General features: G+C 69.5%; 20 protein-coding genes and 2 pseudogenes. 13 read left to right on the top strand and 9 right to left on the bottom strand.

Features of this window, described 5'->3' with window-relative positions; translation table 11 throughout:
• Nucleotides 1-123: 123 nt before the first annotated feature.
• Nucleotides 124-834, top strand: a complete 711-nt coding sequence (locus ACFZBP_RS07860) for a hypothetical protein (protein ID WP_383449849.1) — start codon at nucleotides 124-126, stop codon at nucleotides 832-834.
• A gap of 603 nt (nucleotides 835-1437) precedes the next feature.
• Here the strand turns inward: ACFZBP_RS07860 and ACFZBP_RS07855 are convergent.
• Entirely contained in the window at nucleotides 1438-2877 is a 1440-nt protein-coding gene (locus tag ACFZBP_RS07855; protein WP_391410953.1) for a helix-turn-helix domain-containing protein, read from the bottom strand.
• 188 nt (nucleotides 2878-3065) lie between these two features.
• Between ACFZBP_RS07855 and ACFZBP_RS07850 the strand changes: the two genes are divergently transcribed.
• From ACFZBP_RS07850 to ACFZBP_RS07840, 3 genes are all read left to right on the top strand, one after another.
• Nucleotides 3066-3854 (top strand): DUF4232 domain-containing protein, encoded by a 789-nt coding sequence (locus ACFZBP_RS07850; protein WP_391410951.1) that lies wholly within the window; start codon nucleotides 3066-3068, stop codon nucleotides 3852-3854.
• A gap of 364 nt (nucleotides 3855-4218) precedes the next feature.
• Nucleotides 4219-4776, top strand: coding sequence for a DUF3291 domain-containing protein (locus tag ACFZBP_RS07845; RefSeq protein WP_383456019.1), 558 nt, complete (start codon nucleotides 4219-4221; stop codon nucleotides 4774-4776).
• A gap of 384 nt (nucleotides 4777-5160) precedes the next feature.
• The gene (locus ACFZBP_RS07840) at nucleotides 5161-5493 is read left to right on the top strand and encodes a hypothetical protein (protein WP_391410949.1); all 333 of its coding nucleotides are present in this window, start codon (nucleotides 5161-5163) and stop codon (nucleotides 5491-5493) included.
• A 95-nt stretch (nucleotides 5494-5588) separates the two neighbouring features.
• Here the strand turns inward: ACFZBP_RS07840 and ACFZBP_RS07835 are convergent, their stop codons facing one another.
• Nucleotides 5589-6896 carry a peptidoglycan DD-metalloendopeptidase family protein gene (locus tag ACFZBP_RS07835; RefSeq protein WP_391410947.1) on the bottom strand — a complete coding sequence of 436 codons (1308 nt, stop codon included), beginning with the start codon at nucleotides 6894-6896 and terminating at the stop codon, nucleotides 5589-5591.
• 217 nt (nucleotides 6897-7113) lie between these two features.
• Here ACFZBP_RS07835 and ACFZBP_RS07830 point away from each other — a divergent pair.
• Nucleotides 7114-7949 (top strand): annotated as a pseudogene (locus tag ACFZBP_RS07830) (DUF2182 domain-containing protein).
• A 70-nt stretch (nucleotides 7950-8019) separates the two neighbouring features.
• Here the strand turns inward: ACFZBP_RS07830 and ACFZBP_RS07825 are convergent.
• Complete coding sequence (locus tag ACFZBP_RS07825; RefSeq protein WP_391410945.1) at nucleotides 8020-8688, bottom strand: DUF1326 domain-containing protein; 669 nt, start codon at nucleotides 8686-8688, stop codon at nucleotides 8020-8022.
• Between the two features lie 250 nt (nucleotides 8689-8938).
• Here ACFZBP_RS07825 and ACFZBP_RS07820 point away from each other — a divergent pair, with 250 nt between their 5' ends.
• The 3 genes and pseudogenes from ACFZBP_RS07820 to ACFZBP_RS07810 all read left to right on the top strand — a co-directional run bounded on the left by ACFZBP_RS07820 (nucleotide 8939) and on the right by ACFZBP_RS07810 (nucleotide 11809).
• Complete coding sequence (locus ACFZBP_RS07820) at nucleotides 8939-10378, top strand: MFS transporter (protein ID WP_391410943.1); 1440 nt, start codon at nucleotides 8939-8941, stop codon at nucleotides 10376-10378.
• Between the two features lie 66 nt (nucleotides 10379-10444).
• A complete protein-coding gene (locus ACFZBP_RS07815; protein ID WP_383456039.1) occupies nucleotides 10445-11305 on the top strand; it encodes a helix-turn-helix transcriptional regulator in 861 nt (286 codons plus the stop codon).
• Nucleotides 11306-11402: 97 nt separating this feature from the next.
• Nucleotides 11403-11809 (top strand): annotated as a pseudogene (locus ACFZBP_RS07810) (PIN domain-containing protein).
• A gap of 506 nt (nucleotides 11810-12315) precedes the next feature.
• On the opposite strand, the gene ACFZBP_RS07805 reads toward ACFZBP_RS07810, so the two are convergent.
• From ACFZBP_RS07805 to ACFZBP_RS07790, 4 genes are all read right to left on the bottom strand, one after another.
• Nucleotides 12316-12669 carry a MerR family transcriptional regulator gene (locus ACFZBP_RS07805; RefSeq protein ID WP_391410941.1) on the bottom strand — a complete coding sequence of 118 codons (354 nt, stop codon included), beginning with the start codon at nucleotides 12667-12669 and terminating at the stop codon, nucleotides 12316-12318.
• 654 nt (nucleotides 12670-13323) lie between these two features.
• Complete coding sequence (locus tag ACFZBP_RS07800) at nucleotides 13324-13635, bottom strand: SCO5918 family protein (protein WP_383456046.1); 312 nt, start codon at nucleotides 13633-13635, stop codon at nucleotides 13324-13326.
• A gap of 374 nt (nucleotides 13636-14009) precedes the next feature.
• Entirely contained in the window at nucleotides 14010-15503 is a 1494-nt protein-coding gene (locus ACFZBP_RS07795) for a DEAD/DEAH box helicase (protein ID WP_391410938.1), read from the bottom strand.
• Between the two features lie 244 nt (nucleotides 15504-15747).
• Nucleotides 15748-15951, bottom strand: coding sequence for a cold-shock protein (locus ACFZBP_RS07790; RefSeq protein ID WP_028799214.1), 204 nt, complete (start codon nucleotides 15949-15951; stop codon nucleotides 15748-15750).
• 80 nt (nucleotides 15952-16031) lie between these two features.
• Here ACFZBP_RS07790 and ACFZBP_RS07785 point away from each other — a divergent pair, with 80 nt between their 5' ends.
• Complete coding sequence (locus ACFZBP_RS07785; RefSeq protein WP_391410936.1) at nucleotides 16032-16319, top strand: hypothetical protein; 288 nt, start codon at nucleotides 16032-16034, stop codon at nucleotides 16317-16319.
• Between the two features lie 52 nt (nucleotides 16320-16371).
• Here ACFZBP_RS07785 and ACFZBP_RS07780 read toward each other — a convergent pair whose 3' ends face one another.
• On the bottom strand, nucleotides 16372-16839 hold the full coding sequence (locus tag ACFZBP_RS07780) for a DUF5990 family protein (protein ID WP_391410934.1): 468 nt from the start codon (nucleotides 16837-16839) through the stop codon (nucleotides 16372-16374).
• Between the two features lie 428 nt (nucleotides 16840-17267).
• Here ACFZBP_RS07780 and ACFZBP_RS07775 point away from each other — a divergent pair, with 428 nt between their 5' ends.
• Nucleotides 17268-17705: an NfeD family protein gene (locus ACFZBP_RS07775; protein ID WP_383456052.1), complete on the top strand. Its 438-nt coding sequence runs from the start codon at nucleotides 17268-17270 to the stop codon at nucleotides 17703-17705.
• Nucleotides 17706-17735: 30 nt separating this feature from the next.
• Complete coding sequence (locus tag ACFZBP_RS07770) at nucleotides 17736-18845, top strand: SPFH domain-containing protein (RefSeq protein WP_383456055.1); 1110 nt, start codon at nucleotides 17736-17738, stop codon at nucleotides 18843-18845.
• An 81-nt stretch (nucleotides 18846-18926) separates the two neighbouring features.
• Here ACFZBP_RS07770 and ACFZBP_RS07765 read toward each other — a convergent pair whose 3' ends face one another.
• Nucleotides 18927-19985 (bottom strand): helix-turn-helix domain-containing protein, encoded by a 1059-nt coding sequence (locus ACFZBP_RS07765; RefSeq protein WP_391410931.1) that lies wholly within the window; start codon nucleotides 19983-19985, stop codon nucleotides 18927-18929.
• A 249-nt stretch (nucleotides 19986-20234) separates the two neighbouring features.
• Here ACFZBP_RS07765 and ACFZBP_RS07760 point away from each other — a divergent pair, with 249 nt between their 5' ends.
• Both ACFZBP_RS07760 and ACFZBP_RS07755 read left to right on the top strand, forming a co-directional pair.
• Nucleotides 20235-20687 carry a hypothetical protein gene (locus tag ACFZBP_RS07760; RefSeq protein ID WP_391410929.1) on the top strand — a complete coding sequence of 151 codons (453 nt, stop codon included), beginning with the start codon at nucleotides 20235-20237 and terminating at the stop codon, nucleotides 20685-20687.
• A 92-nt stretch (nucleotides 20688-20779) separates the two neighbouring features.
• Nucleotides 20780-22816, top strand: coding sequence for a flotillin family protein (locus tag ACFZBP_RS07755; protein ID WP_391410927.1), 2037 nt, complete (start codon nucleotides 20780-20782; stop codon nucleotides 22814-22816).
• Nucleotides 22817-22835: the final 19 nt, after the last annotated feature.

Raw genomic sequence — 22835 nt, 5'->3', positions numbered from 1 at the left:
GAGGTCCTGGACCTCGCTCCCGGGACCGGGCGGCGTGTCCCGAAGGTGTTCGGCGCGTTTCAGACAGTATGAATGCGCATCTGATCCTCGAAGACCTTGTTTCGGGCGGGGAGTGACTCTGTCGTGCTCAGAACCCTCGTCGAACAGTACGTCGAAGGCCGACGGCACAAGCGGAACCTGGCCAGCCGTCGTTGGGAGCAGGAAGCGCGGTGGCGGGAGGAGGACCGGGCCGTCGCCCTTGCCGCCCGTGCCGCGAACGAGGTCTCCGCGGCTCGGCATGGTGAGCTGATGCGGCGGCTGGCGGGCATCTCCTATGTCACGCTGCGCTGCCACGAGGACACATGGACCTTCATGGCGCGGGCGGCCTTCGGGGTCTGGCGGCCCTCCTGGACCCAGAGCACGTACGACGGCTGGAACCGGGTCGGCCCGGATGGCAAGGGCCTGTCCCTGTTCACCGCCAATCCGAATCTGCCTCAGGGCCGCATCGTCAAAGGCGCCGACGGGATGCAGGACGTGCTCGTCTCGGGTCACAACCTGGTGCTGATCCTGGACGCGCTCCGCACCGTCACCAGGAGCGACGATCCGCCTCGAGGCGCTCAGGGAAAGACGCTGTACGAGAAGATCTCGGCCGTGGCCGACATGACGGACCCGGCCGAGCCCGCGGGGAAGACCACCGGGTTCGTCGTGTACATCGACGACAGCCTGAGTCAGCGGCGCCGGAACCAGCCCTCGCAGCCCCTGCCCGTCCCGGCGGCACTGACGACGAGCCCGGCCCCCGCCACCGTCGTACCGCATCAGGACAACCCCATGTTTCCGGTGACCACCTGGCGGTGAGCCTCGACCCGGCGCAAAGGCCCCTACGGGCCGTCCAGTTCGGCCTCGAAGAGCCGCGCGGGATCACGTCCCCACCGAGGAGACCCTGGACCGGGTCCCAGGTCGAGGCGGACGTCCCGACCGCGACGGAGGCCCTGAGTGGGGGGCCTGGAGGCGTGGCTGACGGTTTTGAAGGCGACGGCTGAGGCCCACGCCGACAACCACCGGCGCCCCCACCGACCCTGAAAGGAGTGGAAACCCGGCCCGCCCTGACGGCCCCGCCCGACGACAGCACCGCAACGAGACACCCCGATCCCCTCGACGCCGGGCACACACGCTCCCAGAACCACACGGCCACCCGCCCGCCTGACCGCCGGAGCGCCCGCCCGCCTGACCGCCCAGCGCCTGACCACCCGGCCGACCGGCCGACCGCCCCACCGGTCGGCCACTCACCCGGTCGCCTGCCTGACCGCCCAACCGCCAGGCCACGGCCTGACGGCCCGGCCACTCGCACGGCCGTCCAACCGGCCGCCCGGCCATTCGCCCAACGGCTCGGCCGCCCGACCACACGGCTGGCCGCCCGGCCAACTGCGTGCCCGGCCCCCCGGATCGGCTAAGGCTTCGCTACTGATTCGGCGTTGCCTCGATCCACTCGCTGCCGCCCAGCGGGTAGTCGTAGGCCTTGCCGCCGGCCTTGGCGCTGGTGTGGAACGGGGCGCCGGCGTTGTCGATGTGGACGGTGCCGCTGCGGGTGCCGCTGGACCAGTCCAGGGTGAGGTCCCAGCGGACGTCGTACGCCGTGGTGTGGACGGTGACGTAGTAGACCTCGGGGTCCGATTCGCTGACCTTGTACGGGAAGTCGCGCTGGCCGTTCGCGACGGTGAGCGTGGGGCTGCCCTTGTCGAGGTCGGCGTCGAACGACCTGGACTGGACGCCACCGCCGCAGCCGGAGCCCATCGCGTACTCGTTCCAGTCGGGCGGCGCGCCCTTCGAGATCACGCGTAGGTGCAACGCCTCCAGGACGACCGTCTCCTTGCCGGTCCCCTGGACGGTGAGGGCGACCCGCTGCTCGTTCGAGGAGATCGCTCCGTACGCGTCGGCCCAGCGCTGCGCGTCCTGCTCACCGGCCGGCGGACCGACCTGCTCGGGTTCGCTGTCGACGAGGAAGTGCTGGCTGCAGGGGCTGTCGTAGATGTAGGGACGGACGCCGACCGTGAGCGGGACGGTGTCGCCGGCGTCGGTGGGCTGGGCGGAGTTCTGTCCGCGCCCGCGTCCGCGATCGGCCGAGGTGCCGGACCCGGCGCCCGCGGAGCCGGTGGGGGAGGCGGAGGCCGACGAGGACGGCTTCCTCGCTTTCCCGCTCGGGGACGGGGAGCCGGAGGCCTTCCCGGTACCGGCCGCCTCGACCGTCTCCCCTGCCCCGGCGACTCCCTGCCCCGCCGGCCGGCCGTCCCCACCGTCGCCGAACGGCACCTGCACGACGAGCACGACGGCTCCCAGTACGGCGGCGGCCGCGACGGAGGCGACCAGCGCGGTACGGCGACGAAGGGAGCGGCGCGGCCGAGGGCCGGCGCCCGGCAGCGAGGCGACGACCGGATCACGGTGGTCATCCACGGGATGTTCGGCCCTCGGGGTGGCAGGGGCCCCGGCTTGCGACGCATCGGCTTGCGACACATCGCCTTGTGACACGTCGCCTTGTGACACGTCGGCTTGTGACACGTCGGCCGCGACTGTCGCACTTCGATCCGAACCCGCCGCTGCCGCCGTTGTTTCTGCTTCCGTCGCCGCCTGATCCGTCCCGCGCCTGCGTGCCGCGTCCGCCAGGATCCAGCGCCGGTGCAGCTCCACCAGTTCCTGCGGCGTCGCCCGGCAGACCCTGGCGAGGCGCTCCACCGGTGCGTACGCCGTCGGCACGGCGGTGCCGTTGCAGTAGCGGTGCAGTGTCGACGTACTCATGTGCAGACGCTTGGCGAGCGCCCCGTAGCTGAGCCCCGAGCGGTCCTTGAGGTCCCGCAACAGCCCCGCGAACGCCTCCGTCTCCCCCGCCCCCATTGCCCCTGACACCCGATTCCCCTTGTCCCCGCATCCCATTCACGCGTTCCAGAGCCCTGACGTTCCCCCTGGTCAGAGCACGTTTCGGCGTTCCAACGTCCCTAACTCCCCGCAGTGAGTGGCAGTTGGGACGGATCACCTCACAAGCTTCGGTCATCCAACCACCACGGCAACCCGAACACCGAAGGGGCGCAGCAAACATGTCCAACATCCGTACTCCCCGTACCTCCCGCACCCGTCTCCTCGCCGCCGCCGCGACGGTCGCGATCGCCACACTCTCGCTGACCGCGTGCAACGACGGAACAGGCGTCCGGAGCACGGGAACCGGGACCGGGTCGGACGCCACCACGAGCTCCTCCTCGGTGACCCCGTCCACGAGTCCTGGCGCCAGCACCGACGCATCCTCGGGCACCTCGGGCACCTCGGGTTCCACCGGCTCCTCGGCCGGCTCGACAGGCTCGGCCGGCTCGACCGGTTCGGGCACCTCCGGTGGCGAGGCCGCCGCAGGCTCGGGCTCCGACGCGAAGGCCCCCGCGGCCAACGCACCCGCCGCCTCCCGCAAGGACGTCACCTGCGAGGGCTCGAACACCAAGACGGTCGCCGCCCCGTTGAACCGCCCCGTGAACCACATGCTGCTCACGGTGACCAACACCGGCAGCAAGACCTGCTTCCTCTACGGCTACCCGAGCGTCCAGTTCACCGGCGCCCAGTCCGTGCCCCCGGTCATCGAGGCCTCGCAGCCGCAGGCGGTCGTCACGCTCGAGCCGGGCCAGTCCGGTTACGCCTCCGTCAGCCTGTCCGCCACCGACGGCAGCGGCGCGAGCGGCTACACCGCGAACTCGCTCGCCGTCCACTTCCACGGTCGCTCCATGAGCGGGAGCGTCGGCGCCGCAGCCCACCCGTCGCTGCCCGCGAAGGGCGTCTACCTCGACGACTCGATCAAGGTCACCTACTGGCAGCAGGAGATGAACGACGCCATCAGCTGGTGACGGTTCAGCGCGAGTTCACAGAACACGACCTCACACAAGCGGCCGAGGACGCGGGGATCCGAGCCTGAGGTGCCGGCACCAGCACCAGCACCAGCGCCGAACGGAGCCCCACCGGGTATGTCCCGGTGGGGCTCTTCGCGTCGAGACTTAACACGATGCCCACGGCCATGCCATCGCGCAGGTCTCCCTGGTGAACGGAAAGTTCAACGGGAGCAGCACGCGCTCCATTCCTTCTCAGCAATTCCTTTGCGAGGAGGCCACTTGGACGGGAAAAAGGCAACTTAGACGTTGCCCGCGGAGGCAGCTACCTTCACCTGACCTTCGGTGGTCGCCAACGGCCGAAGAGGGCTCCTGGAGGAAACACATGCCCCACCTTGCGCTGTACACATTCGGCGTCCTGAAGTCACCCCTCGCCGATCCCGCGACTCTCACCCGCGAGTTCTACGACATCGGTGAGGCCGTCTACCGGAAGATCAGCCAGCACCCCGGGTACCTCGCGCACGCCGAACCGGCGGACGTCGACCGGGGAGTGCTCTTCGAGGCGGACTGGGGCGCATGGGGAGAGTTCGCCGTACCGACCTGGTACAGCAAGGGCCGAACGGCGGAAACCACCGCCCTGGCCACGACCCTCTCCCTCTGGACCGACCTGCGTCCCGCCTTCGACGCCGTCTACACCGGCCTGCACCGTGCGGCGCTGAACAGGCGTTACGACTGGTTCGAGCGGACAGGGCATCCGAATCACGTGTTCTGGTGGGTCTCCGACAGCGTGACACCCGCCTGGCAGGACGGGGTCGCCAGGCTGGAACACCTCCACGACCACGACTCCGCGCCGCACGCCTTCACCTTCCACCACCCCTTCGCCCCGGACGGAACTCCCACCAGGATCAAAGGCATCGGTCCGAAGAGCACCCCGGTTCGCTGACAGGGTCTCAAGCGCGCGGTCGGCGGGACATGCCTACGCTTCGGGTCATGGGGGCGATGAACTGGCGCGGCGTCCGAAAGCGGGTCGAGGCTCTGGCCCGTGGTGACAAGACGCGGGAGGTCTTCGGCGCCTGGGACATGTACGGGGGAGGGGGCACCACTTCCGGCTTGCTGGTCCGCTCTCAGAGGGCATGGACTCACGACCCTGTTCCGCAGGTCGGGTTCGTCGGCTGGTATCTCGACTGGGTCGAGGAGACCGAGGCTGTCGTACGGCGTGGCCGCTGGGGGCCCGGGCCCCTGACAGATGTCAGGTACCGGCGACCGCTCCCGTGCCGTTCAGTGAGGTGAGCAGACGCAAACCGCAACCTCTCTCGGGGGCACGAAAATGATCAACAGTAAGAAGATGTTCGCCGCAGGTCTGGCCACCACCGTCTCGGCGGTGGCCCTGTCCGTCGGCGCCCTGGCCGCCCCGGCGTCGGCCGCGGGCTCCGTCGACTGCCGTGGCGCGGTCCACGGCGTCGACCCGGACCGGGGCATCGCCAGCTGCACCAACAACAGCGACCGCACCATCCGATTCCGCGCCGAGGTCGTCTGCGGCCGGGCCCCCGACGTCTCCGGCGACTGGGTGACCCTGACCCCGGGCCAGTACGGCCAGTCCTCCGCCACCTGCGCCTGGTACAGCACGGGCGTCGGCAGCGTCGGCTGGACCATCCAGTAGTACCCGGTCGCACAGGGGAAGGGGCGGCGGCCGGACGCTCCCAGGGATACGGCCGCCGCCCCACGGGCTCGGTCCAGTGCACGACCGGAGTCCGGTCAGAACCGCAGTACCTCGCGGTCGAGCGGATACCGCGCGCGGTGATAGCCCTCGTACGGCGAGCGCGTGATCGGCAGGACCCCGGTCGGCTGCAGGCCCAGGTTGTCGTCCCAGATCCGGGGTTCGACCTGCCCGAGGACGCGGAAGTGCCGGAAGGTGAACGGCGGGCTGTCGGTCGGGAAGAACTCGGCCGTGGTCATCACCTGGAAGTGCAGGTGCGGCGTGGTCGAGTTGCCGCTGTTGCCGATCAGCCCGAGGACCTGGCCGGGGCCGACCCGGTCGCCCTCGCGGACTCGGAGCGAGCCGGGCTTCAGGTGGGCGTAGAGCAGGTAGCGGCCCGGCGCGACGCGCACGGTGACGTGGTTGCCGACGGTGTTCTGGATCGGCGGGACGGGGGGCGTGACGGGCGGCGGGTTGTCCGCGATCCCGTCCTGGACCTCCACCACCGTGCCGGCGGCCGAGGCCACGACCGGCTCGCGGTAGCTCAGATAGCTGGTGAGCCGAGTGGGGTCGCCTTCCCAGGTCTGTCCCCGCGCGCCGACCCGGTACCAGTCGATCGCGAAGCGCTGTGGCACGTAGAAGCGGCCGTTGATCGGGGCGAGTCCGCGCCGGTGGTGGGTGTTGCCGCAGCACGACTCGCTGGAGTACCAGGTGCCGGGGCGGACCGGCGGGTTCAGGTTCAACGGCGGGATATCGGAGGTCGGGGTGCGCTGCACCGTCTCCGTGAACGGGGTGGGGCCGGAGGGGGCCAGGACCGCACCCGAGAGACGGTGCTCGAGGACCCTGGGCACCGGCTGGCCCCGGCCGAGGACCAGGTCGAGGTAGATGACCCACTGCTGGGAGCCCTGGATGACGGTCGGCGTCGGCGCCGGGGGCGGCGGGGTGTACGCGTCCGCGCCCGGCAGGGGGTCGCCCACCGGATTGGCGGCCTCGGCCAGCGCCCGCCCGCTCAGCGAGCCGACGACCCGGTGCGTGCGGGCGTCCAGGACGTCGACACGGTCGAGCCGCAACGGCGTACTGCTGGGCAGTGAGCTCGTGGTGAGCAGCTCGTACGAGAGATGCGTCCTGCCGTCCGTCGCGACGAACGGCGTCGGCTCGGTCATCACCGCCGCCGTCAACGGCGTGAACTGTGCGCCGGGCGCCGGAATGGTCGCGCCGGTCCCGTGTCCGGGCGCCGGATTGGCCGTGTCGGTCGCCTGTCCGGGGCCCGCTGCGGCCAGCAGCATGCCGGCCGCGAGCACGGCAGCGGCGAGCCCGCGAAGTAGGGGACCGCGGCCGGTGCGGTTGCGAGGGTCGCGCTCTGCCATTGCGCTCTTTCGTCCGTCGGATCCGGGACCGATGAAGGACCGGCACGCCCCGCGCCGAGACGCAGGCCCATGTAATCCGCCGGCGCCCCGCTCCGGTCGGAGGGCGCCGGAGTCAGGCCCCGAACTGCACCCGTCCAGCCGCATCGCCCGGCCTCCGGCAGGTCGCGCCGCCCAGGGATGCGTGATGTCCTGGAACCGTCCGCAGGAGCACACGCCGATGCGTCAAGGCAGGATTTCCACCGTCGTCTCCGCCCGGTCGCCCGCGCCGACCGGAGCGGGTGGCGGACTGCTGCCCGCGCGGGATCTCGCGGCGGCCTGGTTCGTGGTCGTCCTGATCGCGGTACCCGCCTGGGCGCTGACGATAGGGCAGGCCCGGGACATGGGGGTCGAGCCCGGCACGATGGGGCTGGCGCTGCCCCTGTTCCTGCTGCTGTGGGTGACGATGATGGCGGCCATGATGCTGCCGTCGATGGCGCCGGTGGCCATCACGTGGGTGCGGGGGATCGGACGGCAGTCCTCCGGCTGGACGCGGGCCGTGCGCACCGTGGAGTTCGTGGGCGGGTATCTGCTGGTCTGGACGGCTTTCGGCCTGCTCGTCTACGCGGCCCTGGCGCTCACCGGCGGCCTGTTGGACGAGCACACGACGGCCGGACGGTGGATCGCGCGGTGGCGTTCCTGCTCGCGGGCCTGTATCAGCTCGGCCCCCTGAAGTACGTCTGTCTGCGGCACTGCCGCGATCCCATGGGCCACCTGGTGCGCTACGCCGGGTTCCGGCAACCGGCCCGCGACCTCCGGGTGGGTGTGCACCACGGCGCCTACTGTGTCGGCTGCTGCGCGGGACTGATGGTCGTCCTGATCCCGCTCGGCGTGATGAACGTGGCGGCGATGGCCGCGCTGGCCGTGGTGATCTTCGTGGAGAAGCTGTGGTCCCGTGGCCCGGCGCTGGGCCGGGTCGTGGGAGTCGTGTTCCTCGTGCTCGCCGTGCTCGCGCCGTTCCAGGACTGGCTGCTGCCGGGTTTGCAGGGTTCGATGCCGACCATGGACGACATGTGACTCACCCGCCGCCGGGCAAGGAGCCTGATCAGGAGTCAGGAGTCAGGAGTCAGGCGTCCGGAGTCCGTAGTCAGGAGTCAGGACCGCTCCACTGGAACGGGAAGTATTTGCTCGACTTCCCCGAGCGTTCCCAGGAGAAGCCGAACGCGTCGGCGCGGTCGGCCGTGGCCCGGCCCCACGTGGCGACCTGGCCGGGGCCGACCTCGGCACCCGGGGCGTTGTGGACCTGGACGCGTGCGCCGTCCGGCGTCGTCGGGCCGGTGAGCGCTTCGGCGGTGGCCGTGACCCGGCCGGGAACCTCGGCCCGCCAGGTGGCGAGGTCCTCGTCGATCTCGACGTGGACGGGGGCGATCTCCATGCCCCGCATCTCGGGGTGGAGCATGGCCCCGAACTGCGCCGGCCAGCCGCCCGCCTCACCTCCGAAGATGGTCCCGAGCGCACCGCGCTGCTGTTCGTCGGCGCGGTCGTCGAGGAAGATCGCGGCGTACGGTTCGGTGTGTGTCCCGGCCCAGACGTCGCCGACGAACGAGCCGAGCATCAGGACGTTGAGATCGACGAGCCGTATGTCGCCGAAGCTGCCTTCCCGGATGTGCCAGACCAGCACGCCCTCGCAGTCGCCGTAGGTCGGTGGCTGTGCGAACGTGCAGGGGCACGGTATGTCGCACTTGCACACGTCGAACCAGTCACCGGTCAGGTGCCAGCGCGTTCCGGTCCCGCCGGTGGTGACCTGCTCTGCCATCTCGCTTCCCTCCTGCCGAGCCTCAGAGGGCTCTCTCGGAGTGGCGAGACCGCGGTTCCCGAGCCCGCTCCCAGGATCGCGAGGCGGCCTCGGTTCCAGCTTGCACCTCGCGTCCTCGCCGGGGAAGCCCCGCCATTGACGAGTTCACGGCGCCGCCGACGCCGAAGGTGGCACCGCCGGTGACAGTCTCCGCGGGACTGCCCTCAGGAGGGGGCTGGCCGGCCTGATCACGGCATCGGAGCCTGACGTCATGACCACCGCCGACACCCGTACGAGCGCCTTGGCCGCGCACTCCACCCCCGTCCGGATGACCGGACGCCAGGTCGCCGCTCTGGTGGTGCTCCTGGCTTCGCAGTTCATGATGGCCGCCGACTTCTCCGTGCTGAACGTCGCGCTGCCCGAGGTCGGCACCGCCCTCGGGTTCTCCACCGGCGGCCTGCAGTGGATCTCCACCACGTTCGCCCTGTGCGCCGCGGGATGCACCCTGGTCCTCGGACGCGTCGGCGACCACGTGGGACGCCGGCGTGTCTTCACCGCCGGCATGGCCGTCCTCGCCGTCTCGTCCCTGGTCGGCGGCGTCGCGGAGTCGCCCGCGATGCTGCTGACCGCCCGTACCCTTCAGGGCCTGGCCACAGCGGCCGTCACACCCGCCGCGCTCGCGCTGCTCACCACGGCCTTCACCGCGCCGACCCTGCGCACCCGCGCGCTCGGCCTGAACAGCGTGATGATGAGCTCCGGCTTCAGTGTCGGCGCCATCCTCGGCGGCTTCCTCACGGACGTCTTCTCCTGGCGCTGGGCTTTCTTCATCAACATCCCCGTGGCCGTCGCCGCGCTCCTCATCGTGCCGTGGGTCGTCGACGAGAGCCGGGCCGCGACGCGCACCCGGGTCGACCTGCCCGGCGCCGTGCTCATCACCCTCGGCCTGTTCTCCGCGATCTACGGCGTCACCCGGGTCGGCGAGGACGGCTTCGACCCGGTCGCCGGCGCCTCCCTGATCACCGCCGCCGTGCTGCTCGGCGTCTTCTGGGTCGTGCAGAGCCGGACCGCCGACGCTCTGGTGCCGGTGCGGGTTCTGAAGAAGCCCGGCATCGCGTTCGGCAACCTGGCCGCCCTGTTCGTCTTCGGTGGCGAGACCGCGCTGATCTTCTTCACCGGCCTGTACGTCCAGGACGTGCTCGGACTGTCCTCCCTCGTCGCCGGCCTGGTACTGCTCGGTGTCGGCGTGGGGCAGATCATCGCCGGGGCGCTCGGGCCGCGCATCCTCCAGCGTGTCCAGCCGCGCACCCTGCTCGGCGTCTCCCTGTTCCTCCAGGGCGCGTTCATGCTGCCCGCGCTGTGGGCGACCTCGGACCCCCGCTGGCTGATCCCGCTGATCGCCACCCAGTTCGTGAACGCGTTCTTCTCCATGACGGCGGCGCTGTCCTTCATGGTCATCGCCACCTCCTCCGTCGAGGCCGACATGCAGGGCATGGCGACCGGCATGGCCACCCAGAGCCAGCAGGTCGGCATCGCCATCGGCATACCGCTGATCAGCGCGGTGTTCGCGGCCGTCATCGGGCACGGCACGGTGACCGCGGCCGAGGAACTGCGCGGCATCCACGCGGCGGTCGGCGTCGCGGGCGGCTGCCAGGTCGTGGTCGGCCTGCTGCTGTGGGCGGCGCTGCGCCGCAGGACGGCCCTGCCGGGCTGAGCCCCCGGCAGCGCCCCCCAAGCGGCCCGAAGGGTGGGTCCCGTACGGCACTTCATAATCGAAAGGGTGGAGCACATCGTGAACACGGACCTCGGCGGCTACCTGCGGCAGATGCGTGAGCGCGTCCGGCCCGAGCAGATGGGACTGCGGTCCAGCGGCTCCCGGCGGGTCCCGGGGCTGCGGCGCGAGGAGGTGGCCGCGCTCGCGGGGGTCAGCCAGACGTACTACACGCGGTTGGAGCAGGCGCAGACCGCGCATGCCTCGCCGCAGGTCCTGCTCTCCATCGCCCGTGCCCTGCGCCTGAGCCCCGACGAACGGGACTACCTGCTCAAGATCGGCACGCCGGTGCAGAACCCGCACGAGCCGGCGCCATGCGGCGACCAGGTGAGCCCGTACACGAAAATGCTGGTGGAATCGCTCGGGAACGTGGCGGCTGCCGTGCTGAACTACCGCTGTGACGTCCTCAGTTGGAACGCCCTCTACCACCGGCTGTTCGCGCCGCACCTCGACTTCGAAGCCCCGGCACGCGCCGAACAGCGGCCGAACATCATCAGGATGAACTTCCTCGACGACGACGTCCGGTCGCTGTACGCGGACTGGGCCACGGAGTCGGAGTCGAACGTGACGTACCTGCGGTTCATCTCCGCGGACCACCGCCACGATCCGCAGCTGGCCGAGCTGATCGGCGAACTCTCCATCCACAGCGAGGAGTTCGCCGAACTGTGGTACCGCCAGCGGGTGTCCAACTGCATCGAGGGCACCAAGCTCTTCGACCATCCGGTGGTGGGCGAGCTGGAGTTGATGTACCAGTCGGCGGATCTTCAGGACGGCAACATCTTGAAGTTCTACCACGCGGAGCCGGACTCCCCGCACGAAGCGGCACTTCAGCTGCTGACGGTGGACCTGGACTCGGCACGCCGCCACTGACCTGCGGAAACCCGGCTTTCTGCAAGGCCCTCCAGGCGGCGCTCCAGCGGGGGTCGCGGCCGAGGTGGCGCAGGAGGACCGCCACGTCCTCGTCGCCCTGTTCGGTGGCAGCGGTGCCCTGATCCTGGACAGCGAGGGCCTGGCGAAGGCCGTACAGCGTGATCGGGAAATCCACGAGTGGCTCACCGCAGCCCGTGACGCGGACCTGCCCGTGATCACCTCGGTGGCGGTGCTGGTCGAGGTGATCCACCCCAGGATCGACGACGTCGCACTGAAGTGGACCCTGTCCCGCGTGAGTGTCGAGCCGGTGACCCGTGCCATTGCGCGATCCGGTGCCGTTTTGCTGCGCGCAGCAGGGCTGCATGGCCACAAGTACGCCATCGACGCCATGTTGTGTGCGACCGCCCTGCAGCATCCTGGCGGGTGACGATCCTGACTTCCGACGTGGAAGAGGTCGGGCTCCTCACTGCCGAGCATCCACGCGTGAGCGCCGAGAAGGTCTGAGCCGAGGCATTGTGCAGAGACGTCGCTCGCTGTGCGCGAGCGCCTGGACGAGGTCCTCGTGACCCGCCCCACGTCGTCATCGTGAAACTAAGCAACGATCAGTGTTCTAGCGCGAATCCGGCACGCGACCAATGATCACAACGGACAACAAGTAGGCCCGGAATCGAGTCGAGCGTCCGTCGCACCTGAACACAGGGTGTTCCAGGAGATCTCTCATGCTCAGGCGCCGTCGGCGGAGGGCTCCGGGACCCGCCAGGCGATCGTCACTCGTTCAGGAGCGGGTGACGAGAATCGAACTCGCGCTCTCAGCTTGGGAGTTGACCGTGGTTGTCCGCTCTGAAGGGCACGCTATGGGCACGGCGGTCGAGCGGTGGACGGCCGCGGAGACGCCGCCGTCACCCGCCGCGGGACGTCAGCACGCGGCGTACGACCTGCTTCCCGTGCGGGCGCTACTGGTCGATCGGGCGTAGTACGTGTTCGAGCCGACCGGCACGCTCTTCATGTGATCAGCCGGCATCCAGAACGGAACTGTCGGGCGCTTCATGCCCGGCCCGGCGGCGGTACTCGGCGTTGATGCGCTGAGCTTCCTCGAGCTGGTCCTCAAGGATGACGATGCGGCAAGCGGCCTCGATCGGGGTGCCCCTGTCGACGAGCTCGCGGGCGCGCGCCGCGATACGGAGTTGGTAGCGGGAGTACCGGCGGTGTCCGCCCTCCGAGCGCAGCGGAGTGATCAGACGAGCCTCACCGAGGGCTCGGAGGAAGGCCGGGGTGGTGCCGAGCATCTCGGCGGCCCGCCCCATCGTGTATGCGGGGTAGTCATCGTCGTCCAGACGATCACTGAGCGGGATATCTGCTGTCATGTCACCTCGTTGTGCAACGCGTCGAGGGGCCCTGGTGCCGTACGGCACCAGGGCCCCGAAGGAAATTCAACACCATCTGTCGGCCCTAATGCTGTGCCGACCTTCTGTTTCCGCTACCAGCCCTGCAGAAGGGGGGTGCGGGGATCGCGGCTGCGTGACCGGGGACCACCTTCCAATCCGGGGTCTTGCGGTACCCGGGGCGAGTGCTTCTCGGACCGGGCGATCCTGATGGCGTCTGCTCCTCCGTCCTTTCGCTGAACCTGGGGAACTGGTACTTGCGGTACTGCTCGGTGGTGCTGTTGGCGGCCCCTCGACCTGCGAGCCGCCCAGTGCGGTCCTCAGCCCCGTCACCGTCCTGCGAACACCTTGGCTTCGGGACTCCAGGACCGCACTGACCTGCGAACTTCATGTACTGCAACCCGCCAGTTCGTGTCTGCCGGGCTTCGCTTGACCGGTTTCAACGAGAAAAAGGCTAACCGTGTCGGAGCTCAATGTCTACTCTGGCAAGAGCAGATTTAAGCTCTGTGGGGGAACAGATAGCCTGCGAGCTGCAGCAACGGATGGCGCAGGGACGGCGAGACAGCCGTGAGGGCCCTGCCGACACATGTCGGCAGGGCCCTCACCGGGATCCTGATGGCGGTTTGCCGCCCGTCCTCATCCGTCCAGGGATGCGGCGCCGAGCACTGCCGACGCGGACTGGAGGGGAGGGGGGACACGCACTGGCGTGGCGTCGGGCTGGGCGTGGCAGGTGAAGCCGAGGCGGGTCATGGCCCGGACGACTTCGCCGCTGGTGAAGTCGCGGCGGTCCTGTCGGGTGACGACCTGGCCTACTTGCTTGGCGGGGTAGCGGCGGCGGCCAATGGTCACGGACTCGCCTGTGATGAGCTCGGGCTTGACGCCTTTCATCGAGGTCAGCACTCCGCTCTTGGTCAGGTCGAACGGGTACCTGGCGATGACACAGCGCATGATGCCCTCACAGGGAAGGAGAACGGTCTGGGAGAAGGAGAACTGGCTGATCGGGGGAGGCGATCAGCGAGGACGTCCCGTAGCCGGATCCGGTCCGTGTACGTGGACCTGCCGCAGTGGGCGGCGAGTTCCGCCAGGGTGATCGAGTCCGTGCACTGGTCGTCTCCGTCGCACAGGAGGAGGTACTCGACACGGGCACTGGCCATGACGGACAGGGCGACCTCGACGGTCATGTCGTCACTGACCCGGGGTCCGGCCGCCTCCATGTCGTCGACCGCGCTCATGGGCGAGAGAACCGCCTGTTGTCGCTGCGTCCGAACCGGTGTCAAAGCTGCCTCCTCGGAGTCGGGTGAGCTTCTGATGGACGACAGGGCCTAGGCCGCCGGGTCGAAGGCGGGTCGCTGTGCCCTGCGCCGCTTCGGTTGTCCGGTGGGGTGCCCGTGGGCGGAGCGGTCGCGGCGGCGTCGGGACGAGGAAGGCGCGGAGGACACGGCACGGCGTGGACGTGCCACGGCCGGTGCGGTGATGACGACGGGGACACCGGAAGGGGCCTGGGCGCCTGTGATGCGGGTCAGCTCCGCCTCACCGGACCGTACGGCGATGATCTGCGGGGTGATGCCGGCCGAAGCCATCAGCCGGTTCATGCCGCGGCGCTGGCCGGGGGTCACGAGGGTGACGACGCTGCCGGACTCCCCGGCGCGGGCGGTACGGCCGCCGCGGTGCAGGTAGTCCTTGTGGTCGGTGGGCGGATCGACGTTGACGACCAGGTCGAGGTTGTCGACGTGGATGCCGCGGGCCGCGACGTTGGTCGCCACCAGTACCGTCACGTGTCCGGTCTTGAACTGGGCGAGTGTCCGCGTGCGCTGCGGTTGGGACTTGCCACCGTGCAGGGCCGCGGCGCGGACGCCGCTGTTCAGCAGGTGTGTGGTCAGGCGGTCAACGGCGTGCTTGGTGTCCAGGAACATGATCACGCGGCCATCTCGTGCAGCGATCTCGGTGGTCGTCCGGTGCTTGTCTGCTTCGTGCACGTGGAGGACGTGGTGTTCCATGGTGGTGACTGCCCCCGCGGAGGGGTCGACGGAGTGGACCACCGGGTCGACCAGGTAGCGGCGGACCAGCAGGTCGACGTTGCGGTCCAGGGTGGCGGAGAAGAGCATGCGCTGTCCTGCGGGGCGGACCTGGTCGAGCAGAGCGGTGACCTGGGGCATGAAGCCCATGTCGGCCATCTGGTCCGCCTCGTCGAGGACGGTGATGTCGACGGAGTCCAGCCGGCAGTCGCCCCGGACGATGAGGTCCTTGAGGCGCCCCGGGGTCGCGACGACGACCTCCGCGCCGACGCGCAGTGCACCGGCCTGTTTGCCGATCGGCATCCCGCCGACCACGGTGGCCAGCCGCAGTTTCACGGCACGGGCGTACGGAGTGAGCGCGTCGGTGACCTGCTGGGCGAGCTCTCGGGTGGGTACGAGGACGAGGGCCAGTGGCTGCCGTGGCTCGGCGCGCCGGCCCGCTGTACGGGCGAGTACCGCCAGGCCGAAGGCGAGGGTCTTGCCCGATCCGGTGCGGCCACGGCCGAGGACGTCACGACCGGCGAGGGAGTTCGGCAGGGTCGCCCCCTGGATGGGGAACGGTACGGTCACGCCCTCGTGACCGAGTGCGGCCAGCAGGGGCGTCGGCAGGGCGAGGTCGGCGAACGAGTCGACGGCGGGCAGCGCGGGCGTGACCGTCACCGGCAGCGCGAACTCGCCCTGGGATGTGGTCTGCCGGCGATCGTTGCCCCTGGCACGCCGGGGAGCCCCCGAGTGCTTGGCGGCGGAACCCCGGGAGCGGTCGTTGGTACGGGTCGTGCGGGCGGTGCGTGCGCGGTTCAAGCGGAACCTTTCCTCGATGTGAGCACGTAGGCAAGTAGCAAGGAATTTCCGCAGCAAAATGAACGGCGCAGAGAATCGCGAGAACGAGCCGAGGTCGATGGGCGCCGAGTCGTATCGACGGGGGAATGCGTCACCGTTCGGTGATGTGGTGGGGACTTCCCGTCACGCGCCCTGAAATGCAGCGAGCCGGGGCCCGCACCCCAAGGTGCGGGCCCCAGCTGCGAAGTATGCGTTGCTGCCGGTGTCAGGCGGGAACGATGTTCTCCGCCGTCGGGCCCTTCTGGCCCTGCGCGATGTCGAACGACACCTTCTGACCTTCCAGCAGCTCGCGGAAGCCCTGGGTGGCGATGTTCGAGTAGTGGGCGAAGACGTCGGCGCCGCCGCCGTCCTGCTCGATGAAGCCGAAGCCCTTTTCCGCGTTGAACCACTTCACGGTGCCAGTAGCCATGTCATTTCTCCTTCGGAGACGATGTCCGGAATTCGCCCTGTGCGGATTCCGCGTCGCCGTGCTGATTAGCCCGTCGGGAAATGAACCTTCTGGCAACCACACTTGCAACTGACATCGACATTAGCATGGCGCGCTCGGCTCTGCGTGGTCAGGAATTCAAGTCGGGTTGGCGGTCGAGGAATACTCGCCATGTGCCGAAGCTATTTCTCACTTCACGGATACAGATATTGATCCGCGCGGATGGAGCGTTCCTGCTGAACGTTTCCGGCCACAGGGCCATGACCTCCGTCGATGAGCTGTGCGCCGTTGCCATCGTCATCAACGCATGGGACGACGGCGAACGCGCCGAGACCTCACTGTCGCGATGAAGGTCACATCGGCCCGGACGAGACGACGCCGATGGCAGGCATGCGGCCTTTCCTAGTCGGCGCGTTCGGCGGTCCAGGTGATGTGCGGGGGCTCGACTCGTGCGCACAGGGGCCCGCCCTGCGCGTCGGTCAGGCCGAGGCGTCCGACCAGCAGCCCGTCGTGTGCGGCGGCGGCGAGTACGTCGGAGGGTATGACGTCGAGCAGGAGCTTGGCGCGGCGGAACATCGTGAAGGTGCCCGACTCGTCGACCGTGCCCCACGACAGGTAGATGAACCGCCGGCCCAGACGGTCCTGCACATAGGGCCCTTTGACCTCGGTGCCGGTCGGCGAAGAGCTCGTGGTGCACTCCAGGGTCCATGTCGCGGTCGGTGCGTCGCCGGGCTGTGGCGCGAGGAGTTCGGCCGGACGGTCGCGGCGTTGCACGGCGACGTGGATGTTGCCGTACGCCGGGACCCTGCCGTCGACGGACGCTGGGCGGGCGAGGCCGGGCAGGTCGACGGCGTCGATGCGGATGCGCATGGTGGCCATCATCCCGCCCTCGTCCGTGCAGAGGTCAGCCGACCTCGAACTGGCGTGGGCCACGGCAGTGGTGACCTCATCAGCGGTGACCTCATCACTCAGGACCGTGCCCTCTGCGGCGGTCTCCTCGCACCCCTGCTCACAAGCCCCAGGCCACTGACCTGGGGCTCCAGAAAGAGCGGGTGACGAGAACCGGACTCGCGCTCTCAGAGTGGCAAGCGTCGGAGCGTGGGCGGTCGTACGGCGTTGGCCCGCGCTCATGTGATCCAGGGGCGGTCCCGGGAGAGCGGGTTCGTGCCGCTGGTGACCGTTGTATGTCCGTCCGTCGGGTAGGCGTTCAACGGTCAGTAACCACCGCTGCCGTATCTGTTCCGCCCGGCGACCCGGGAGTAGCTTGGTGGACAAGGCCCCATGAGGAGGGCGATTCGATGCCGTGGTTCGTATGGCTGTTCGCCGCCGCGGCGCTGGGTGCTGCGGAGTTCTTCACTCTGACGTTGGTCTTCGGGTTGCTGGCGGGCGCCGCGCTGGTTGCGGCCGTCGTCGCCGGTTTGGGCGTCGGCGTACTAGGCCAGCTCCTGGCCCTGGGCGCGGCAGCGGCAGCGGGTTTCCTGATCGTCCGTCCTGTCGCGCTGCGCCACATGGCACAGCTACCCGTCACCTACGAGGGCACTGACGCGCTGATCGGCAAGCGGGCCGAGGTCATGCAGGAAGTCACCGCCACCCGCGGCCTGATCAAACTCTCCGGCGAGGAGTGGTCCGCCCGCGCCTTCGACGAAAGCCTGGTGATCCCGGTCGGAGCGCTGGTGGATGTCATGGAGATCGAAGGCGCCACGGCCATCGTCTACCCCCGCGAACTCCTTCCATGAAACGGCTGAACACATAGCAACGGAGGCACTGTGGATCCAGTTGTCATCCTCACTCTTGTGGCGGCCATCGTCGTCGTCTTCCTCGTGGCCGCCAGTGTGCGGATCGTCCCTCAGGCGCGCCGCTACAACGTCGAGCGGTTCGGCCGGTACCGCCGGACGCTGCAACCCGGCCTGAACCTGGTCGTGCCGGTGGCGGACCGCATCAACACCAAACTCGACGTGCGCGAGCAGGTCTATTCGTCCGACCCCAGGCCGGTGATCACCGAGGACAACCTCGTGGTGAACATCGACACCGTGCTCTACTACCAGATCACCGACCCGCGGTCGGCGGCCTACGAGGTCGCCGACTACTTGCAGGCGATCGATCAGCTCACGGTGACCACGCTCCGGAACGTCATCGGCAGCATGGACCTGGAGGAGACGCTCACCTCGCGTGAGGAGATCAACTCCCGGCTCCGCGCCGTCCTCGACGATGCCACCGGCAAGTGGGGCATCCGGGTCAACCGTGTCGAGATCAAGGCCATCGACCCACCGCACACGATCAAGGAAGCGATGGAGAAGCAGATGCGGGCCGAGCGGGACAAGCGCGCGGCCATCCTGCACGCCGAAGGGGAGCGGCAGGCCAAGATCCTCACCGCGGAGGGCACGAAGCAGAAGGACATCCTGGAGGCGCAGGGTACGCAGCAGGCCATGATCCTGCGGGCGGACGGGGAGGCGAAGGCGGTGGAGCTGGTCTTCCAGGCCGTCCATCGCAACAACGCCGACCCGAAGATTCTGGCCTACAAGTACCTCGAGACACTGCCGCACCTGGCGAGCAGCGACAACAACACGTTCTGGGTGATCCCAGGGGAGCTGACCGAGGCCGTTCGGACCGTCACCCGCGCGTTCGGTGATCAGTCGACGGCGGGTGTGCACACAACCGCGCGACCTGAGGAAGCGGGCGCAGCCGACGGCGACGACGCGTCGGAGGAAGGCCACACTCCAGAGCTCGATGCGGGCTGGACGGCTTCGCGCGACGCCGCGGCCGCTGCTGACGAGGCCGAGAAACAGGCCGCCGCCGCGGTGAGCGACGCCAAGGCGGAGGCCGAGGCCGCGAAGTCGCCGCAGATGCCGCGCCGGGGGCAGACATCCGACGGCTGAGCCTCACATCAGTTGACGTCAGGGGCCGTTGTGAGGCTTCCGTCCATCGCTGCCGAGTGCCGCGCGGGGCCGGATGGGGTATCAGAGGTCCTTTGCCGGCCAGTCCAGCAGCCGGGCACCGATCACCGCGGTCTGAAGCATGTAACGGTGCGCCGGATCGGCCGGGTTCGCGCCGGTGAGCTTGTGGATGCGTTCCAGTCGGTAGGTGAGGGCGCGCACGCTGAGTGAGAGACGGCGGGCGGCCTCGGCGGCCACGCAGCCCGAATCGAAGTAGGCGGTGAGAGTGCCGAGCAGGGGCCCGGCGCCACCGCGAGCCGTCGTCAGCGGACCGAGGCTGCTCACCACGAGATCGGCCATGGCCTGCCGGTCGCGGGTCAGGACGGGGTACACGAGCAGATCGGCAGCGTGGAGGACCGGGTCCTCCAGTTCCAGGCGCTCGGCCAGTTCCAGGGCGTTCAGCGCCTCTTCGTACGAGTGGACGACTCCGCCGGGGCCTGGCTGGGCTCGCCCGATGGCAACGCGGCCGCCTTCCGTGGCCGCGTGGGCCTGCTTGGCGAAGAACGCGAGAACGTCGTCCTGGTGGCCGGGGGCGATGCAGAGGAGCCGGCCGTCCTTGGTGGTGAGCAGGATGCTGCGGTCGCCGAAGCGGGAGATGAGGGCGCGTTCCACCTGGTGGGGGACCGGGTCGCCCTCGTCGTAGGCGCTGGGGCCCTCGGCGACGGCCACGGCGTGGGCGTGTGCGAGGCGCAGGCCGAAGCGTTCGGCGCGTTCGGCGAGGCGCCCCAGGTCGCTACGGCCGTAGAGAAGATCGTCGATGAACTCCCGGCGGGCGGCTTCCTCCTGACGTACGGCGTGGCGTTGGGCGCGTTCATAGCCCTCCGAGAAGGCGTCTATCACCTGGTGCAGGGCGGCCAGGGCCGAGTCTGCCGTGCCGGGAGCGGTCGGCCACGCCGCGCGGGCGGCGGTCAGATGGGCGCTGACGAGGGCGCGCAGTCCGTGGCCGGCGTCCGCGGCCCGCTCGCCGAGCTCCCGGCGGGAGGTGAGTTCCTCCCGGGTGAGGCGCCGCCCCGTGGCCGCGACCTCGGCCAGAATCTGGGCACAGCCCTCCAGATACTGCTCGGGAATCTCCCGTTCCGTCACGTCGCCCCCGGATTCTTAACGCGCCGGTGACGGTTTCCTAGCGGTTTACCGGCACGCAGACCTTAGTGAATGCTGCCGGGAACCGGCAATGCGCGGGCGGGGGAGTGCCGTGCATCATGACCTGCGGGGAGCACTGCGGGGGACTCCGGTGCCGGACACCGGCAGGTGTCCGGCACCGGAGCCCGGAGCCCGCGATGCGTCACCGCAACACGGCGGACGAGCACTGCGGCCGGAAAGGGGGACCAACTGATGCGGACGTTTCTGGCGGTCGCCACCGGTCTGCCCACGATCCTGCTGACCGCCGCTCTCGTCGTGGTGCTGTGCTTCTGGATCCTGGTTGCCGCGCGCCTCACCAGCACCCACGGCTTCGATGCGGACCTCGATCTTCGCGCGTGGGGCATGGGCGGCGTACCGGTGGCGATCGCCCTCTCCTCGCTGACCGTTCTGGCCTGGTCCCTGAGTGTCGGCGGAACCCTCGTCCTGGTCGAGTTCACCTCGCCGGGACCCGCCACCGGACTGCTGCGCATGGTCGTGCCGGTCCTTGCGCTGCTCGCCGCATGGCGGATGACTCGCCTGTTCGTACGGCGCCTACACCGTCTCTGCCCGGATGAACCCGGTCTGTCCGGCCGAGGCCGGGCAGAGGGCCGGGGCCGGGATCGGGACCGCAGCCGAGGTCGGGCTCACATGGACCGCGCGGCCTGACGCACGGTGCCACCGGGCAGCGGCCCCGCCCTCCTCCTTCACGCTTCAACTCCCTTACGCCTCACCTTCCTTATGCCCTAAGGACGTATGCCATGAATGCCATCACTCTGGGCGTCGGCGTGCTCATCGTCGTCGCCGCGCTCGCCGTCCTCGTCGTCTCCCAGCTGTTCCGGAAGGTGGAGCAGGGCAAGGCGCTGATCGTCTCCAAGCTGCGCAAGGTCGATGTGACCTTCACCGGGCAGGTCGTGCTGCCGGTGCTGCACAAGGCCGAGGTGATGGACATCTCGGTGAAGGCCATCGAGATCACGCGGACCGGCAAGGACGGGCTGATCTGCCAGGACAACATACGCGCCGACATCCGGATCACGTTCTTCGTCAAGGTCAACAAGACCATCGAGGACGTCATCAAGGTCGCTCAGGCGGTCGGCACCGCGCGGGCCAGTGACCGGGACACGCTGCAGGAGCTGTTCCACGCGAAGTTCTCCGAGGCGCTGAAGACCGTCGGCAAGCAACTGGACTTCACCGACCTGTACACCAAGCGCGACGAGCTGCGGTACCGGATCATCGAGGTCATCGGCGTCGACCTCAACGGCTACCACCTGGAGGACGCGGCGATCGACTACCTGGAGCAGACGCCGCTGACCCAGCTCGACCCGGCCAACGTCCTCGACGCCCAGGGCATCCGAAAGATCACGGAGCTGACGGCCCTGGAGCATGTGCGCACCAACGAGGCCCAGCGCACCGAGGAGAAGGAGATCACCCGGCAGAACGTCGACGCCCGCGAGGCCATCCTGGAGCTGGAGCGGCGGCAGACCGACGCGGAGATCAAGCAGCGGCGGGAGATCGCGACCGTACGGGCCCGTGAGGAGGCCGAGACGGCGCGGGTGGTGGAGGAGGAGCGGCTGCGGGCACAGGCCGCGTTCCTGGCCACGGAGGAGAAGCTCGGTGTGCAGCGGGAGAACCAGGCCCGCGAGGTCGCCGTCGCCGCGAAGAACCGTGAGCGGGTCATCGCCGTCGAGAACGAGCGCATCGAGAAGGACCGTCTCCTCGAAGTCATCGCCCGGGAGCGGGAGACGCAGCTGACGAAGATCGCCGCCGAGAAGGAGGTCGAGGCGGAGAAGCGGGACATCGCCGAGGTCATCCGCGAGCGGGTCGCGGTGGACCGTACGGTCGCCGAGCAGGAGGAGTCCATCAAGCGGCTGCGCGCCGTCGAGGAGGCGGAGCGCGAGCGGCAGGCCGTGATCATCGCCGCCGAGGCCGAGGCGCAGGAGAAGCTGGTCAAGGACATCAAGGCCGCCGAGGCCGCCGAACAGGCCGCGGTGCACCGCGCGTCCGAGGAACTGACCCTTGCTGAGGCCCGGTTGAAGACGGCCGACCTCGACGCCCGCGCCAAGCTCCGCCTCGCCGAGGGCGTCCAGGCCGAGGCCGCCGCCGAAGGACTGGCCGCCGTCCAGGTCCGCGACAAGGAGGCCGAGGTCATCGAGAAGGCCGGCCGTGCGGAGGCCGAGGCGACGCAGGCCCGGATGCGGGCCGAGGCCGAGGGCACCAAGGCGCGGGCCCTCGCCGAGGCCGAGGGCATCGGCGAGAAGCTGAAGGCCGAGGCGGCCGGTCTCACCGAGAAGGCGGTGGCGATGGCCGCCCTCGACGACGCGTCCCGGGGCCACGAGGAGTACCGGCTGCGCCTGGAGGCCGAGAAGGACATCCGGCTCGCGGGCCTGGACGTACAGCGTCAGGTCGCCGAGGCGCAGGCCACGGTGCTCGCCACCGGGCTGGAGAACGCCGACATCAACATCGTCGGCGGCGAGTCGGTCTTCCTCGACCGGCTGGTCGGATCGATCGCGCTCGGCAAGGGCATCGACGGCTTCGTCCAGCACTCCGAGACCGCGCAGGCACTGGCCGCGCCCTGGCTGGACGGCACCTCCCGCTTCACCGACGACCTGAGCCGCGTTCTCGGCTCGGTCTCCACGGCCGACGTGCAGAACCTGACCGTATCGGCGCTGCTGATGAAGCTGATGCGGACCGGCGGGGCCGACTCCGGGCAGCTCCAGCAGCTGCTCGACAAGGCCGGCGAGCTGGGTCTCGCGGACAAGCCGCTCACCGTCCTCAACGGCAAGGCCGTCCACGCCTGACCCGCCCGTCCCCCCGGTC

Origin of the sequence: Streptomyces sp. NPDC008086 (assembly GCF_042957325.1) — a bacterium.
In the GTDB taxonomy this organism is placed as follows: domain Bacteria; phylum Actinomycetota; class Actinomycetes; order Streptomycetales; family Streptomycetaceae; genus Streptomyces.
The sequence above is the reverse complement of the archived record's forward strand: the minus strand, read 5'-3'. Positions and strand labels throughout refer to the sequence as shown.